Below are 15,483 nucleotides of genomic sequence, written 5' to 3' on the forward strand. Positions count from 1 at the left end.
CTATGGAGCGCAGTGATTCACGCTTAGCGGTAAAGTCTGGAAATGATACCAGTCAATAAGGAGCTTCTTTGATGTCGAACTTGAGTGACCTCGTCGGATCCCACGTGCGTGCCGAATCCGGCCGTGTCCCCCAGTCGTCCACTGAGATGGAATTCTGGTCCGGTCTGTCACGGGTTGTTGTCGATGACCTAGCGGACAACTGGCAGCGCACCACGGAGGCATACGCTGCTACCCGCCAGCAGCACTACTTCTCCGCCGAGTTCCTCATGGGTCGCGCCCTGCTGAATAACCTGCTCAATGCAGGTCTGGTGGATGAGGCCTCTGCTGCCGTGAAAAAGTACGGCAAGAATCTGACAGACGTGCTCGAGGCTGAACACGACGCCGCTCTCGGTAACGGTGGCCTGGGTCGTCTGGCCGCCTGCTTCCTGGATTCCTGTGCCACGCAGAATCTGCCGGTGACCGGTTATGGCATCCTCTACCGCTACGGTCTGTTCAAGCAGACCTTCGAAGATGGCTTCCAGGATGAGCACCCGGACCCGTGGATGGAAGAGGGCTACCCCTTCGTCATTCGTCGCGAGGAACTGTCCAAGATTGTCACCTTTGATGACTTGGTGGTGCGCGCTGTTCCATATGACATGCCAATTACCGGCTACGGCACCGATAACGTCGGCACGCTGCGCCTGTGGCACTCGGAGCCGATGCGTGAGTTCGACTATGACGCCTTCAACTCGCAGCGCTTCACCGACGCCATTGTCGAACGGGAGCGCGTCCATGACCTGTGCCGCGTGCTCTACCCGAATGACTCGACCTATGACGGCAAGGTCCTGCGTGTCCGCCAGCAGTACTTCTTCGTCTCCGCTTCGCTGCAGACGATGATCGATTCTTACATCGAGAATCACGGCGAGGACCTGCGCGATTTCCACAAGTACAACTCCATTCAGCTCAATGACACCCACCCGGTGCTCGCTATCCCAGAGCTGATGCGTCTGCTCCTGGATGAGCACGATATGAGCTGGGACGACGCCTGGAACGTCGTGTCCAACACCTTCGCCTACACCAACCACACCGTTCTGGCAGAAGCGTTGGAGACCTGGGAATACTCCATTTTTGACCGTCTCTTCGGCCGCGTTCTGGAGATCACCCGCGAGATTGACCGCCGCTTCCGCGAAGACCTGGCGGAGCGCGGCTTCGACCAGGGCAAGATTGACTACATGGCGCCGATTTCTCACGGTCGCATCCACATGGCGTGGATCGCCTGCTACGCCGCGTACTCCATCAACGGTGTTGCTGCCCTGCACACGGAGATTATTAAGCGCGAAACGTTGAAGGACTGGCACGATATCTGGCCGGAGCGCTTCAACAACAAGACCAATGGCGTCACCCCGCGCCGCTGGCTCAACCAGTGCAACCCGCGCCTGTCGGCACTGCTGACTCGCCTGTCGGGTTCGGACGCCTGGGTCACTGACTTGGACAAGCTCGCTGAGCTCGAAAAGTTTGCTGACGACGAGGCCGTGTTGCGTGAGATTCTCGACATCAAGCACGAGAACAAGAAGGACTTCGCCACCTGGCTGGAGCACCGCCAGGGTATTTCGGTGAACCCGGACGCCATCTTCGATACCCAGATTAAGCGTCTGCACGAGTACAAGCGCCAGCTTCTCAACGCGCTCTACATCCTCGATCTCTACTACCGCATCAAGGAAGACCCAGCGCTGGACGTGCCACCGCGCGTGTTCATCTTCGGTGCCAAGGCCGCCCCAGGCTACGTTCGCGCGAAGGCCATCATTAAGTTCATCAACGCTATCGCGGACAAGGTCAATAACGATCCGGACATGGACGGTCGCCTGCAGGTCGCTTTCGTTGAGAATTACAACGTCACCCCGGCAGAGCACATCATCCCGGCCACCGACGTCTCCGAGCAGATTTCCACTGCCGGTAAGGAGGCTTCGGGTACCTCGAACATGAAGTTCATGATGAACGGCGCACTGACGCTGGGCACCATGGACGGCGCAAACGTCGAAATCGTCGACGCCGCCGGCGAAGAGAACGCCTACATCTTCGGTGCGCTGGAAGAGGAGCTGCCGGAGCTGCGTCGCACCTACAGCCCGCGTGGCACTTACGAAACGGTGCCGGGTCTCAAGCGCGCGGTCGATTCGCTTGTCGACGGCACTTTTGCTGACGGTGGCAGCGGAATGTTCCACGACCTGCACTTCTCGCTGCTGGAGTCCAACGGGTACGAGCCAGCCGATGTCTACTACGTCCTCGGCGACTTCGCTGACTACCGCGAGACCCGCGACCGCATGGCCGAGGACTACCGCGACGAGCTGGCGTGGGCCAAGAAGTGCTTCCTGAACATCATCCGTTCGGGCCGCTTCTCCTCCGACCGCACTATCCGCGATTACGCCAATGAGGTCTGGAAGCTGGAAGAGACCAAGATTTAGGCCCGGCTGGGTCAAATCCTGGCTGGGCCAAGCCCCAGCTAGGCCTGACCGGTTTCCAGCAATCGCTTGAACCCATCCTCGTCGAGGATGGGCAAGCCCAGCTCCTCGGCCTTTGTGGCCTTGGAACCGGCGTTTTCGCCAACCACCACGTAGTCGGTCTTCTTCGACACCGACCCTGCGGCCTTACCGCCACGGGAGATAACGGCTTCCTTCGCGCTGTCGCGAGTGAAGTCCTCCAAAGAGCCGGTGACTACCACGGTCAATCCCTCTAGCACCTGATCTGGACGATCGGCGACCTCATCGGCCATACGCACACCGGCAGCTTCCCAGCGCTCGACAACCTCGCGGTGCCAGTCCACCTCGAACCAGTCAGCCACGGAATCGCCGATGATCTCGCCAATGCCATCGATGGCCGAAATCTCCTCGCGGCTCGCAGCGCGCAGCGCCTCCATCGAGCCGAACTTCTGTGCCAAGGTCCGCGCCACTGTTGGACCCACATGACGAATGGACAGGCTGACCAATACGCGCCACAGCTCTTTATCCTTAGCTGCCTCGATGTTGGCCAACAGTTTCTTACCATTGGCGTTCAGGGTTTTCCGCGAAGCCGTAGTGTAGACCTCAGTGCCGAGCAAATCTTCCTCGGTGAGGTCGAAGAGGCGGGACTCGTCGGCAAGCACGCCGCGATGAATCAAATCGGCAGCGCCCCTCTCCCCCAGGTTTTCGATATCGAACCCGGAGCGGGAGGCGAGGAATTCAATTCGACGCCGCAGCTGACCTGGACAGTAGCGGGTATTGGGGCAACGCCAATCGGCATCGCTGTCCTTTGCCGGAGCCAAACGAGTACCGCACTCGGGGCAGAGAGTCGGGTAAATGTACTTTCGCTCGCTACCATCTCGGAGATCGGCTACGGGGCCGAGTACCTCTGGAATCACGTCACCGGCCTTGCGGATGGTCACACGGTCCCCGATGAGCACACCCTTTCGGTGCACCTCGGAAGGGTTGTGTAGCGTCGCCATCTCGACAGTTGACCCGGCCACGAAGACCGGCTTCATCACGGCATATGGCGTCGCACGACCAGTTCGGCCGATGGAGACTCGAATGTCCAGCAGGTCCGTGGTGACCTCTTCTGGCGGATACTTGTAGGCAATCGCCCAGCGCGGCGCCCGCGAGGTCGCGCCCAACGCGCGCTGCTCGGAAAGGGAGTCAACCTTGACCACAAGCCCGTCCATCTCGTGGATGGCGTCGTGGCGGTGCTCGCCCCAGTACTGCATCTGCTTAACGACGTCATCCGCGGAATGAACCTGCTTTGTATACGGCGACACGTGGAAACCCCACTCGTCCAAGGCACGATATGCCTCGTGCTGGGACTGTGGACGCCAGCCCTCGATATGACCAATTCCATGGCAAATCATGGACAACCGGCGCTTGGCCACTTCTGCAACATCCTTCTGTCGCAGGGAACCGGCGGCGGCGTTACGGGGGTTGGCAAACGGCTTCTGACCCGCTTCGACGCGATCGGCGTTGATGCGTTCGAACTCTTCCAACGAGATAAAGACTTCACCACGCACCTCGAGCACGTCGGGGATGTTCTCGCCGCTGATTTCATGCGGAATATCTTCGATAGTGCGCGCATTGGCGGTGACGTTCTCCCCCACGCGGCCGTCTCCGCGGGTGGCCGCCCGGACAAGGCGGCCATTCTCATAGACCAGATCGATAGACAGGCCATCGATTTTCAGCTCGGTCAGATACGTGCTGGCCGGGGTGCGGGCCAGCCAGCCGCGCAACTCCTGCTCATCGAAAACATTGTCCAAGCTGTAAAGGCGTTCGAGGTGCTCAACAGGCTCGAACACTTCCCCGTCGGCAGGCGTGTCGACCTGCGCACCGACCTGCTGCGTGGGGCTGTCCGGCACCACCAGATCGGGCCACTGCTCCTCTAACCGCTGCAGTTGACGGAACATCTCGTCGTATTCAGCATCGGAGATAACCGGCTGCGCGGTGTAGTACAGCGCAGCGTTTTCACGAATGCGAGTTGCTAGATCTTGCCACTTCTCCCGGACGTCCGCCGGCGCTGGCTCGGAGGCGGGGGCGCTGGAAAACGAAGACAAATCGGAGGTTGACAGGTCGGAGTTCTCATCGGTCGAGGAAGTCACGTCGCTCATTCTATGTCATTGCCCGGATGCGCCGGAGGACACGGAAATTCTCTTGACCTTGTTCCTGCCCCTCAGCGAATCCGCACTCTCCGCTACAGTTGAGACATGCATAATTTCGATCCGCGACGCATGCTCGCGTTTGATCTGGAGACTACCGGCACGGATCCTCGCACCTGCAAGATTGTCACTTCCGCACTGGTCCGACTGACTGAGCAGGGCAAAGATTCCACCATCATGCTCGCTAATCCCGGTGTCGAAATTCCACAAGCTGCGTCTGATGTGCATGGCATCACCACTGAAAAAGCTCGCGCGGAGGGGCGCCCGCACGATGAAGTGCTAGCGGATACCATTGCCGGCCTTCGAGCTGCCTGGCGCGATGGTCTGACCGTAGTGGCCTATAACGCGGCTTATGATCTGACGGTACTGCGCTCGCAGGATCCCAGTTTTACCGTTGACGGCCTCGTCGTCGACCCCTTTGTGCTGGATAATTACGTCGACCCAGAACGTCGTGAAAAACGCACTTTGACTGATGTCTCCCGCCATTATCAGGTGCGCCTGGACGGGGCACATGATGCCACCGAAGATGCTCTGGCGGCTGCGCGCATCGCATGGGTGATGGCGCGCCACTACCGGGAGCTAACCGAAAAATCAGGGGAAGAGCTGATGGAGCTGCAGGCCGTCGCGTACTACCAGTACAAGAAGAACCTGCAGCAGTACCTGACCGAAAAGGGTAAGGATACGTCGGACTTCACCTTCGGGTGGCCGATGGACTGAGCAGCGACCCCTTCACCCTCCCCGGCTCTCCCAATATCCAGAGTTTTGTGATTATCCAACGGAAACCGAATATCCAAATTTCGGCGGGATATCCAAGTTATCCAAGTCGATGTGGATTATCCATTGCTATGATTGATGCGTGACCACTCGCAGCGACAAGGCCATCTCCATCCCACGCAATCCTTTCCACCCCACATTCGGCCGATCCCCGGCCATCATCGGTGGGCGCGATGTCGAGCTGGACTCGTTTGAGCTGGCTCTGGCGGAAGGCCCCGGTAATCCCTGGCGAACCGCGCTAATTTCCGGTACCCGCGGAATCGGCAAGACGGTACTTCTCAACGAGTTTGAAGCCGCAGCAAAGCAACTGGGATGGATTGTGCTGCGTGCTCACATCGGCTCTGAAATGATTTCTGATCTCACCGATGTCACCATTCCGCGCGCTTTCAGTGCCATTGACAGTGCACCGACGGGCAAGGGCCGTCACCTCACCGGCCTGTCCATCGCCGGCATTGGCGGGTTTAAGACGGAAGTCAGCACTTCTCAGCCCGAGCCCGGCAGGAATCTGCTCAGCCAACTTCAGGATCTCTCGGCTCTCCTCATGCCACAGGGATCCGGCATCTTGCTCACTCTCGACGAGGTGCAAAGTGCAGAACCCGCACAGCTCAACGAAATTGCCCATGCAATCCAGGACCTAAATCGCGACGATGCGGAGATTGCCTTTGTCGCAGCCGGGCTGCCCAGCGGTATCGAAGACTTGCTCCAGCTAGAGGGCGCAACATTCTTACGCCGTGCCGAACGCGTGTCTCTGGGCCGATTGGACGTGGAGACCACCAAGGACATCATTCGCAGAACTGCAGAACTCGGCGAACGCGCGATGACCGAGGATGCCGTCGAGCTGGCCGCTGAACTCAGCCACGGCTACCCGTATCTCATACAGACCATTGGCTCAGTCGCTTGGGCGAAGGCCAGGTTGGCCCACTCGGACACCATTACCGCTCAGCATGTCTCGGATGCCGCAGCGGAATCCATCCGCCGCATCGGGCTGCAAGTTCATGCGCCCAGCCTGCGGAAAGTGTCACCTCGCCAGATTGATTTTCTCAAAGCGATGGCGCGCCTCTCCCCCAATGGAAAGCCCGTGGCCACGAGCGTCATCGCAGAGACCATGGGACGCAAACTCTCTGGCATCTCACAGCTTCGCCATGACCTGATTTACCGTGAGCTGATTGTGTCAGCGTCGACGGGATACGTGGAATTCACACTTCCCTACTTCGCGGACTACCTCAATACGCTGGTGGAATAAGGTCGCTATTCGTCGCGAGCCAAGTCACCGGCTGCCCGACGAAGAAGCTCCGTGGCATTGCGGCCTGCGCCGAGTTGCGCCTGTGCTTCTTCATTGGAGCTGGCAGCAAAGCCGCCCATCGGCGCCAGATTCAGGCTCTCAGCAATCTGTAGGCGCGAATAGCCCAGCTCATCCCAGAACAGCGCTGCTTGCTCAGCGAGTGCTCGAGCCGGTGTCGCCACCGGGACGCCCGTGTGCTCTTCTCGCTCCGTGACCGTCACTGGCACAATACCCAGCTCCAGGGACATATCGGCACCGACCACGGCAGCCGCAAAATCCAGTTGCTGCGTGGTGGTCAGTTCTTTGCGAGGTAGCCACACTCCGGCCGCACCGGAATCCGCCAAGGCCTGAACAGCCAGGCCATCGGGGCTCGACAGCGCGATGGTCACTTCGATTTCGTCGTCACGCAGCGGCCCTGTGACTTCGAGGAAGATCTCCGCGATCTCGCGGTGCCCCTGGGCGGGGAGATAACCCGCGTTGCCCATCAGCATGGACGGGGCCTTGATTTTGCCCTGTACGACTGCGCCGAGTGCGGGTTCTGCCAGAAGTACTTCGATGTCGCTGTCGAAACGCCGACGGACATCGGCGATGTGGGAAGCCAATCCCGCGGCCAACGACTGCGCGAAGTACTTCACGGCGCCGCGGTCAACGGCGATGAGATGGCCTGCGGCATTTTCCACCGAAGTCGCCATCGTCCATGGGCCGAGAGCGGTCAGGCGAATTTTCTGCGGGGTGCGTCCCCACGCTTCCTCGCACGCGTCGATGTCTCGGTGGAGATAATCAGTGGCCAAGGCACTCGCGCGACCACGACGGTCGGCGACTTTCCAGGAGCGCGCTCCCCTGTCGACGACGAGGTCAGCCATGAGGGCGGCCGTGCGACCGACGGCATCGGCGCCGAACCCACGGGCGGGCAACGTCGGTAGCGTGAGGTGACCTTCCAGGCATTCGCCAATGACAATCTCTGCCGCCTCGTGTGGATTGCGGCCCGGCATCGGGCCAAGGCCGACAAAGGAGGTCACGACAAGTCCTCTTCACGGGCGGTCGAGACAATCGTGCCGGAGCCCAGCACGTAGTCGCCCGCAGTGTCAGTGTGGTACAAAACAGCGGCCTGACCAGGCGCGACACCACGAAGCGGATCGCTCAGGTGCAGCCGGAAGGCGCCACCGCGTCCGGTGACGTCATCGTCAGGTCCTGCCAGCACTTCAATGCGGCAGTCGATGGGGCGACCGTGCGCACGCACCTGCACCTGCAGCTTGCCGGCCTCCGAGGCAGCGAGTACCTCATCCGGGTTGGCCAGCCAGATGGCACGGTCGGCCTCGAGCACGTTGACATTCAAGTCCGCAGCCGTGCCGATTGTCACCGTGCCGGTCTCTGCATCAATGCCGGTGACATAGCGCGGCTTGCCATCCGGCATCGGCCCCGCCAGGCCAATCCCCTTGCGCTGACCAATGGTGAAACCGTAGACACCGTCGTGCTCAGCGACGGTGTCGCCAGTTTCCTTATCCACAATGGTGCCCGGGCGACGGCCAATCTTCGCGCCCAGGAACGCCTTGGTATTGCCATCCGGGATGAAGCAGATGTCGTAAGAGTCCGGCTTGTTGGCAGTGCCTAGTCCCATCCCGCGGGCTTCTTCACGAATCTCTGGCTTCTCGGTGTTTCCTACCGGGAACATCGAGCGCTGCAGCTGCTCGCGATCCAGCACGCCCAGGACATAGGACTGGTCCTTCTTCGCATCGCGGCCGCGGCGCAACAGGCCGTCGTCGCCAAGCAAAGCGTAGTGCCCCGTGACCACAGCGTCGAAGCCGAGCGCGATGCCGCGCTCTAGTAGAGCGGCGAACTTGATGCGTTCATTGCAGCGCAGGCATGGGTTCGGCGTCTCGCCGCGCTCGTAGGAGTCGTAGAAGTCATCCATGACCTCTTCCTTGAAGCGCTCGGAGAAATCCCAGACGTAGAAAGGAATGCCCAGCTCATCGCAGACGCGGCGGGCATCGCCGGAGTCCTCTAGCGAACAGCAGCCGCGGGATCCAGCGCGAACGGACTGCGGATCTTTCGACAGCGCCAAGTGCACGCCGACGACCTCGTGACCTGCGGCCAATGCACGCGCCGCAGCCACGGAAGAATCCACACCACCGCTCATTGCTGCAAGAACTCGCATTGCGTTGCAACCTTTCCCCTCTAGATTTTGTGCACGTGTCACCGTACCACCACGGGGCAAAAACTAAGCCATGCCCGCACGCCGCGCCCGCTCGACCGTTTCCGGCAGCGCCGAAATGACGGCGTCGACATCCGCCTGCGTCGAGGTGTACCCCAGCGTAAAACGAATCGACGACCGCGCTTCCGGCTCCGAAACGCCCATCGCCATCAGCACGTGCGAGGGACGGTTAACGCCCGCGCTACATGCCGATCCCGTAGAGCAGTCAATTCCCGCCGCATCGAACAGCATGATCAAACTATCGGCCTCCGCGCCCGGGAAGCTAGCGTAGACGTGCCCCGGCAAAGCGAGCTCGCTGGTGTGGATAATCGCACCGTCGATGTGCACGATTGCCCTGATGAGCTGCTGCGTCAGACCGCGGATTCGTTCATTGTCCGTCGCCATCGCGTCCACCGCCGCGCGCAGTCCTGCCGCCATGCCCGCCGCCGACGCCACGTCCTGCGTGCCCGAACGCAGTCCGCGTTCCTGCCCGCCGCCGTTGTTATGCGGGGTAAGCTTCGCTTCACGACGAACAAGCAGCGCCCCAATCCCACGGGGACCGCCGAACTTGTGCGCGGAGATGGCCATTGTAGTGGCGCCACTTGCGTGGAAATCAATTGGCAGATGTCCGGCTGCCTGCACAGCATCGATATGGAAAGGCACGCGAGCCTCCTTCGCCCGCTTGGCAATCTCCTCCACCGGCTGGATGGTGCCGGTCTCATTGTTCGCCCACATGCACGTCACCAGCGCGGTGTTCTGCCGACTAATCTCCGGGAACTGCACCATGTCAACGCGACCATCAGCACCTACAGGAGCCTCAACAATCTTGGCCCAGTGTTCCTTTTCCAGATGGTGACATGTCTTCAACACTGCATCGTGCTCGATTGGTGGAACCACAATGTCCGAGCCAGAGGCCTTGAAGTACAGGCCTGAAATCGCTAGATTGTCGGCCTCAGTTCCACCGGAAGTAAAAACTACCTCGATGGGATCGGCACCGAGCAGCTCTGCAATTTCTTCTCGGGACTCTTCCAGAACCTTTTTCGCAATGCGTGCGGTGGCGTACTGCCCCGAGGGGTTGGCCAGACCTAGGTTCTCGACCATTGCCGTGCGCGCTTCTGGGCGCAATGGTGTAGTCGCGGCATGATCCACAAAGTGACGGGTCTTCGCAGCAGACTTCATTTCACTCTTCTCGTCCGGAGCGGCAACGATGTGGTCATTAAGCATGCAGGCAGTATAACGCTGCGTGCGCCTTATGCTCACTATCCGCCATAGTTAAACCTCACTGTCTGCACGAACAGATGAGTAGGACCAAAAAAATGCTCGGGGCGGGAACAGACAGGAAATCTGTGCCCACCCCGAGCGGGTAGTTGCTAGCCGAGTTGACTCTCGGCCAGCAGCCTTACGCAACTAGCAGCCTTAAGGCAAGTGCGTATTACTTTAGGTTCTCGATAGCCTGCGGGACAACGTCGAACAGGTCACCGACGACACCGAAGTCAGCAATCTCGAACAGCGGAGCCTCTTCGTCCTTGTTGACCACAACGATGGTCTTGGAGGTCTGCATACCTGCCTTGTGCTGGATAGCACCGGAAATACCCAGAGCAACGTAGAGGTCCGGGGAAACGGTCTTACCGGTCTGGCCAACCTGGAACTGACCCGGGTAGTAGCCAGCGTCAACAGCAGCACGGGAAGCACCAACAGCTGCGCCGAGAACGTCTGCCAGCGGCTCAACAACGTTCTTGAAGCCATCCTCGGATGCGACACCACGGCCACCGGAAACAACCAGCTTAGCCTCGGTCAGCTCCGGACGGTCGCCGCCCTCAGCCGGCGCGAAGGAAACGATCTCGACAGCGTTGTTGCCGATCTCTGGGAATGCAATCTCGGTAACGTCAGCGGAACCGGACTTCTCCTCCGGGTCAACGGAGCCCGGACGCAGAGCGTAGACCGGGGATGCGCCGTAGCCGACACCGTCAACGATGTACTCGCCACCGAAGATGGAGTACTTAACGGAAGCGTCATCGTTGATAGCAACAACGTCGGACAGCAGACCGGAACCGGTCAGCGCAGCGACGCGGCCAGCGATTTCCTTGCCGGTTGCGGAAGCGGAAACCAGCACCGGAACCTCACGCTCGGAGGCCAGGCCGACGAGAACGTCAACCTCAGGGGTGATCAGGTACTTGTCGGCATCGTCGGACTCAGCAGCGAGAATCTCGCCAGCGCCGTAGGAGGCCAGGGTGTCTGCGAAGCCAGCAGCGGTACCCGGGGTACCCGCGACAACTGCGGCCGGGGTGCCGAATGCGGAAGCAGCGGTCAGCAGTTCAGCGGTGGTGTTCTTCAGCTCGCCATTTGCGTGCTCGACGAGAACGAGGACGTCGGTCATAGTGATCTTTCTCCTACTTGTATCTCTATTTGTCTTCTATTCGCGTCAAGCGCCTTAGATGAACTTCTGGGCCTTGAGGTACTCGGCCAGCTTGGCGCCGCCGTCTCCCTCATCGTTAATGCGCTCACCAGCGGTCTTAGCCGGCTTCGGAGTGGAGCCAGTGACACCGGTAGCAGCGTTTTCGAGACCAACCTGCTCTGCCTCAGCAGCAACATCGTCCAGAGTCAGCTCGGTGACCGGCTTCTTCTTAGCGGCCATGATGCCCTTGAAGGATGCGAAGCGCGGGCTATTAGCCTTCTCAGTGACGGAGACGACTGCCGGCAGGGATGCCTTGAGCTGGTAGATGCCGTCTTCGACCTCACGCTCACCGGTGATGGAGTCACCTTCGATAGCGACAGAGCGCAGGTGAGTCAGAACCGGCAGGTCGCGGTAGACACCGAGGATAGCCGGGACGGAGCCGGTGCCACCGTCAGTGGAGGCATTGCCGGTGACGATGAGGTCAACATCCTCGAGAGTGTCGATGACGTTGGACAGAGCCCATGCGGTCTGAACAGCGTCGGAACCTTCAAGTGCGTCGTCCGAAAGAATGACGGCGTCGTCTGCACCCATGGACAGAGCCTTGCGCAGTGCCTCGATGGCACGATCCGGGCCAACAGTTGCGACGGTAACGTTTCCGCCGTGCTCTTCCTTCAGCTGCAGGGCAGCCTCAACAGCGTTCTCATTAATTTCGTCGAGAACTGCGTCTGCAGACTCACGATCGAGGACAAACTTGTCATCGGTGAGCTTACGCTCGGACCAGGTGTCCGGAACCTGCTTGACCAGAACCACGATGTTCGGCATTTTTCTGTCGTCCTTACTGGTTGATTACTGGTGAACGTTTATCTGACCTTACTTCGCAAGCCGCCTCACAATAAAGTGAACCAGGCCACGCTCTAGGTCGTCTGTGTTGAAGATAACAGAACCTGTCGCCAATGCGAAGGTGATCCAGATAACAATGTCGTTATTTTTTTAAATTTTTTTCTACACCACGAGCACAGCCCGCCCGCCAACATGCTATTTCCGCATGTCAGACGTTAATAGTACGCAATCAACTGCAGCTGTCTCCGCAGTATTCGCCAACAGCAAACACCGATCCCCAACGGGCTACCCCCACCAGTTTTCCGTCGTAAAGCGGTCCTTAACCGATCTCCCGGGGCTGACAGATAAACGCCGTCGCGCTCCTTCCGATGCGCGTGACCACCACCGCCAATGCCCTGGAGCCCTTAAGTTTCCACTGCTTGCGCAACGCGTCGGGGTTGACGTCTACGCCGCGCACGAGAATTTCCACCGATCCGCAATCCAACGCTGCCAGTGCCTTGCGAACCTGCTTCAACCCCACTTGCTCAATAACTTCGAACCCGGCAATCCCCTGCGGCAAAACATCGCCACTGACGTGCGCAATCCGCTCATCGAGCTGCCACAGCCCATGCGCCGCCGCAAAATGCCGCACCAGCCCGGCGCGCACAATCGCCCCATCCGGATCAATGATGTACCGACCGGCAGCGCGCACATCGACGTCGTCAGGCATGGTGTCGTCGTAGGTCTGCACGTCCACCGCCGACAACTCTAACGGCCTGTGCTTATCGACGGTCTGGATAACCATCGCCGATCGCGTTACGGATTGCCCATCGGTAACTCCGGCCAGCCCCGGCGTATATAGACATGCCTCCTTGACCGCACCGTCCACCGAAGTGACAGCCACTTCCCCGCTCCACTCGCTGAAGTCGAGGCCTGGCGCGCATTTGATAGCTAGTTCTTTGTCGGGCCAGGCGGCTACGAGCGCCGGCAGCGATGGGAGCAAGTCCTCCGGGTTGGTGATCCTACGCCCACCGGAGCGGCGGGCAGGGTCAGCGACAATGACGGGTGCGTCAAAGGCCGGTTGCAAAGCATCGGCCTGCGCGAAGATGTTCTTGCCGACGTTATGCCGCGCCATGGCCAGCCGTGCAAGGTCGAGATCAGACCCGACAACGGTCAGGCCCTCGTGGTCAATTGCTGCCACCTCAGTACCAATGGAGCAGGTCACATCGGCCACTGCTTCGACACCGAGATGCGCAAGCCTACGAGCGCGAGCCAGCGCGACGACAAAGGGCGTGGCCTGTTGCGCTGCTTCGGAAGAGAAGATCCAGTCCCCTGGCAGTTTGCTGACCGCAGAACGCCGAGCTGCCGCGACTTCAATGACCGCGCGACCAAACTCGCCACAGTGTTGGCGTAGATGCGCGGAGTCTGCAATCAGAGACTTTTTAGTGAGCGCGAGCTGGTCGGCCTCATCTAGCCACTCCGGATGAGCAGCAACAGCGGCCACCTCTGCAGCGGACAGGGACACTCGTTATCTCCTTCCAACTAGGGATCAGCCGGTTAACGGGGGTTGAGTAGTCGGCTAACGGTTCATACCTTTGCGCAAATGCCCCATGTGGGTGGCAACGGCAAAGTACTCATCCATAAAAGGTTCCCCGAGGAAGTCACTACTGGTGCGTCGCACCGGAGTGTTTCTGGCCGCCTCGAGAGCCTCCGCCACAGTATTGACACCGTCCAAGCGAGTCAGTTGCGCCCAGGTCGGAGGCATGAGGCCAAGTAGCCCACGGCGCCATCCATCCAAAATCGTCGTCGGGCGGAACCAACCTGAAGATGATGCCTCAGAGGTGTCACCGTCGGCCCTTTGACCGTCGGGAAGCGCGGCGAGGAAGAAATAGGTGTCGTAGCGAATGGGGTTGGATTCGGGTGTCACCCAGTTAGCCCAAGGACTGACGAGTTCGGCATCGAGCGCCAGATTTTCATTGCTAAGGAAATCCGTCAATGACAACTCGTGGGCTTCCAACTGTCGTCGCTGACGGTGGAAGCGGTGGCCATCTGCGACAATCTCACCGCCAGCATCGCGAACCAACAGAGTGCCTGTTTCCTCAAAGGTCTCACGCACGGCCGCGCAGGTGAGCGCGTGCGCCCGCGCGCGACCGACGTTAAAAGCCTGCGCGATCCGCGACTCGGGGTCGGCTTCCGACGGTCCGGTCACGGCCATGACCTCATTCGCGACAGCTGGGAAATCACGCTGGTCTACTCCACCGCCGGGGAACACGGTCATGTTGGCCGCAAAGCGCATTGAGGATACGCGTTCTTGAACGTAGACCTCGAGCCCGCAGTGGGTGTCGCGGAGCAGCAACACGGTCGCTGCCAGTTTCGGCGACGCGGGCGTATTCGGGGTTTCAGGTGTCGGAACCGCCATGAGCGTCTACTTCTTCCGGTGCTTTCCAGCAGGCCGTGCTCGGCGCGCAAAGTAGCGATCATCGATGCGATCGACGACGATCTCCTGGTGGAAAGCCTTGGTCAGGTTCTCACTGGTCAGGACGTCGTCAATAAGCCCCTGTGCGATGACATTGCCTTCGTCGAGGAGCATCGCATGGGTGAAGCCGTACGGAATTTCTTCCGGGTGGTGCGTAATCATCACCATCGCCGGCGCATCCGGGTCGAGTGCGAGTTCGCCTAAGTAACCGACCAGGTCCTCACGGCCGCCGAGGTCGAGCCCGGCTCCCGGCTCGTCGAGAAGCAGCAATTCGGGGTTGACCATCATGGCTCGTGCGATGAGCACGCGCTTGCGCTCTCCCTCACTGAGAGTGCCCCAGGTGCGGTCTGCAAGATGCTCAGCGCCCATGCGCTCGAGAATCTCGGAGAGCTGTTCGAAATCCATCTCTTCATAGGTCTCACGCCAGCGACCCATGACGGAGTAACTGGCCGAGATTACAAGGTCCGCGACCTTTTCGTCATTGGGAATGCGGTGAGCAATCGACGATGATGTCAAACCAATCATGGTGCGCAGATCACGCATGTCGGTGCGCCCAATCTGCTCGCCCATCACATGGGCCACCCCTGAAGACGGGAACTCCTCCGCTGCAGCAATGCGCATTAAAGAAGTCTTGCCTGCACCGTTCGGCCCCATGATGACCCAGCGCTCGTCAAGTTCTACTTGCCAATCCACCGGCCCGACCAGCGTACGGCCACCACGGATGAGGTTTACGTCGCGAAAGTCGAGTAGCAAATCTTCGTTAAAGTCTTCTTCCAATTCAGCCACACATCCATGGTGCCCTAACTTTGCCCAAATGTGCGCTTGGACATTCTCATCTATCCTCGGTAGAGAGCAAATCGAGTTCACTCGAGATGGTTTTGCTTCGATTTTCACCTAGCTC

The 15,483-nt window shown here is 59.8% G+C and carries 12 protein-coding genes; 3 read left to right on the plus strand and 9 right to left on the minus strand.

All coding sequences use genetic code 11. From position 1 onward, the window contains the following. Positions 1-71 precede the first annotated feature (71 nt). A complete protein-coding gene (locus HMPREF3130_RS03565; RefSeq protein WP_069358818.1) occupies positions 72-2,438 on the plus strand; it encodes a glycogen/starch/alpha-glucan phosphorylase in 2,367 nt (788 codons plus the stop codon). Positions 2,439-2,476: 38 nt separating this feature from the next. Here the strand turns inward: HMPREF3130_RS03565 and ligA are convergent, their stop codons facing one another. Next, entirely contained in the window at positions 2,477-4,597 is a 2,121-nt protein-coding gene (ligA, locus tag HMPREF3130_RS03570; RefSeq protein ID WP_101738712.1) for an NAD-dependent DNA ligase LigA, read from the minus strand. Between the two features lie 96 nt (positions 4,598-4,693). Between ligA and HMPREF3130_RS03575 the strand changes: the two genes are divergently transcribed. Both HMPREF3130_RS03575 and HMPREF3130_RS03580 read left to right on the plus strand, forming a co-directional pair. Beyond that, positions 4,694-5,362 (plus strand): 3'-5' exonuclease, encoded by a 669-nt coding sequence (locus tag HMPREF3130_RS03575; RefSeq protein ID WP_069358819.1) that lies wholly within the window; start codon positions 4,694-4,696, stop codon positions 5,360-5,362. Positions 5,363-5,501: 139 nt separating this feature from the next. Next, complete coding sequence (locus tag HMPREF3130_RS03580; RefSeq protein WP_070429322.1) at positions 5,502-6,662, plus strand: ATP-binding protein; 1,161 nt, start codon at positions 5,502-5,504, stop codon at positions 6,660-6,662. 5 nt (positions 6,663-6,667) lie between these two features. Here the strand turns inward: HMPREF3130_RS03580 and HMPREF3130_RS03585 are convergent, their stop codons facing one another. The 8 genes from HMPREF3130_RS03585 to HMPREF3130_RS03620 form a co-directional block, all read right to left on the minus strand. Further along, positions 6,668-7,720, minus strand: coding sequence for a uroporphyrinogen decarboxylase/cobalamine-independent methonine synthase family protein (locus tag HMPREF3130_RS03585; RefSeq protein ID WP_048735289.1), 1,053 nt, complete (start codon positions 7,718-7,720; stop codon positions 6,668-6,670). Next, on the minus strand, positions 7,717-8,856 hold the full coding sequence (mnmA, locus tag HMPREF3130_RS03590) for a tRNA 2-thiouridine(34) synthase MnmA (protein ID WP_048735286.1): 1,140 nt from the start codon (positions 8,854-8,856) through the stop codon (positions 7,717-7,719). The genes HMPREF3130_RS03585 and mnmA overlap by 4 nt, the downstream gene beginning before the upstream one ends. A 63-nt stretch (positions 8,857-8,919) precedes the next feature. Further along, positions 8,920-10,071 (minus strand): cysteine desulfurase family protein, encoded by a 1,152-nt coding sequence (locus HMPREF3130_RS03595; protein WP_048735387.1) that lies wholly within the window; start codon positions 10,069-10,071, stop codon positions 8,920-8,922. A gap of 253 nt (positions 10,072-10,324) precedes the next feature. Continuing rightward, the gene (locus HMPREF3130_RS03600; protein ID WP_070429323.1) at positions 10,325-11,269 is read right to left on the minus strand and encodes an electron transfer flavoprotein subunit alpha/FixB family protein; all 945 of its coding nucleotides are present in this window, start codon (positions 11,267-11,269) and stop codon (positions 10,325-10,327) included. A 54-nt stretch (positions 11,270-11,323) separates the two neighbouring features. Continuing rightward, positions 11,324-12,109 (minus strand): electron transfer flavoprotein subunit beta/FixA family protein, encoded by a 786-nt coding sequence (locus HMPREF3130_RS03605; RefSeq protein WP_048735284.1) that lies wholly within the window; start codon positions 12,107-12,109, stop codon positions 11,324-11,326. A 337-nt stretch (positions 12,110-12,446) separates the two neighbouring features. Then, on the minus strand, positions 12,447-13,631 hold the full coding sequence (locus HMPREF3130_RS03610; protein WP_070429324.1) for a THUMP-like domain-containing protein: 1,185 nt from the start codon (positions 13,629-13,631) through the stop codon (positions 12,447-12,449). A 54-nt stretch (positions 13,632-13,685) separates the two neighbouring features. Next, entirely contained in the window at positions 13,686-14,525 is an 840-nt protein-coding gene (locus HMPREF3130_RS03615; RefSeq protein ID WP_069358821.1) for an NUDIX hydrolase, read from the minus strand. 6 nt (positions 14,526-14,531) lie between these two features. Beyond that, on the minus strand, positions 14,532-15,368 hold the full coding sequence (locus HMPREF3130_RS03620; protein WP_070429325.1) for an ABC transporter ATP-binding protein: 837 nt from the start codon (positions 15,366-15,368) through the stop codon (positions 14,532-14,534). Between the last annotated feature and the right edge of the window lie 115 nt (positions 15,369-15,483).

This window comes from Corynebacterium sp. HMSC14B06 (assembly GCF_001807075.1).
Taxonomy (GTDB): Bacteria; Actinomycetota; Actinomycetes; order Mycobacteriales; family Mycobacteriaceae; genus Corynebacterium; species Corynebacterium jeikeium_D.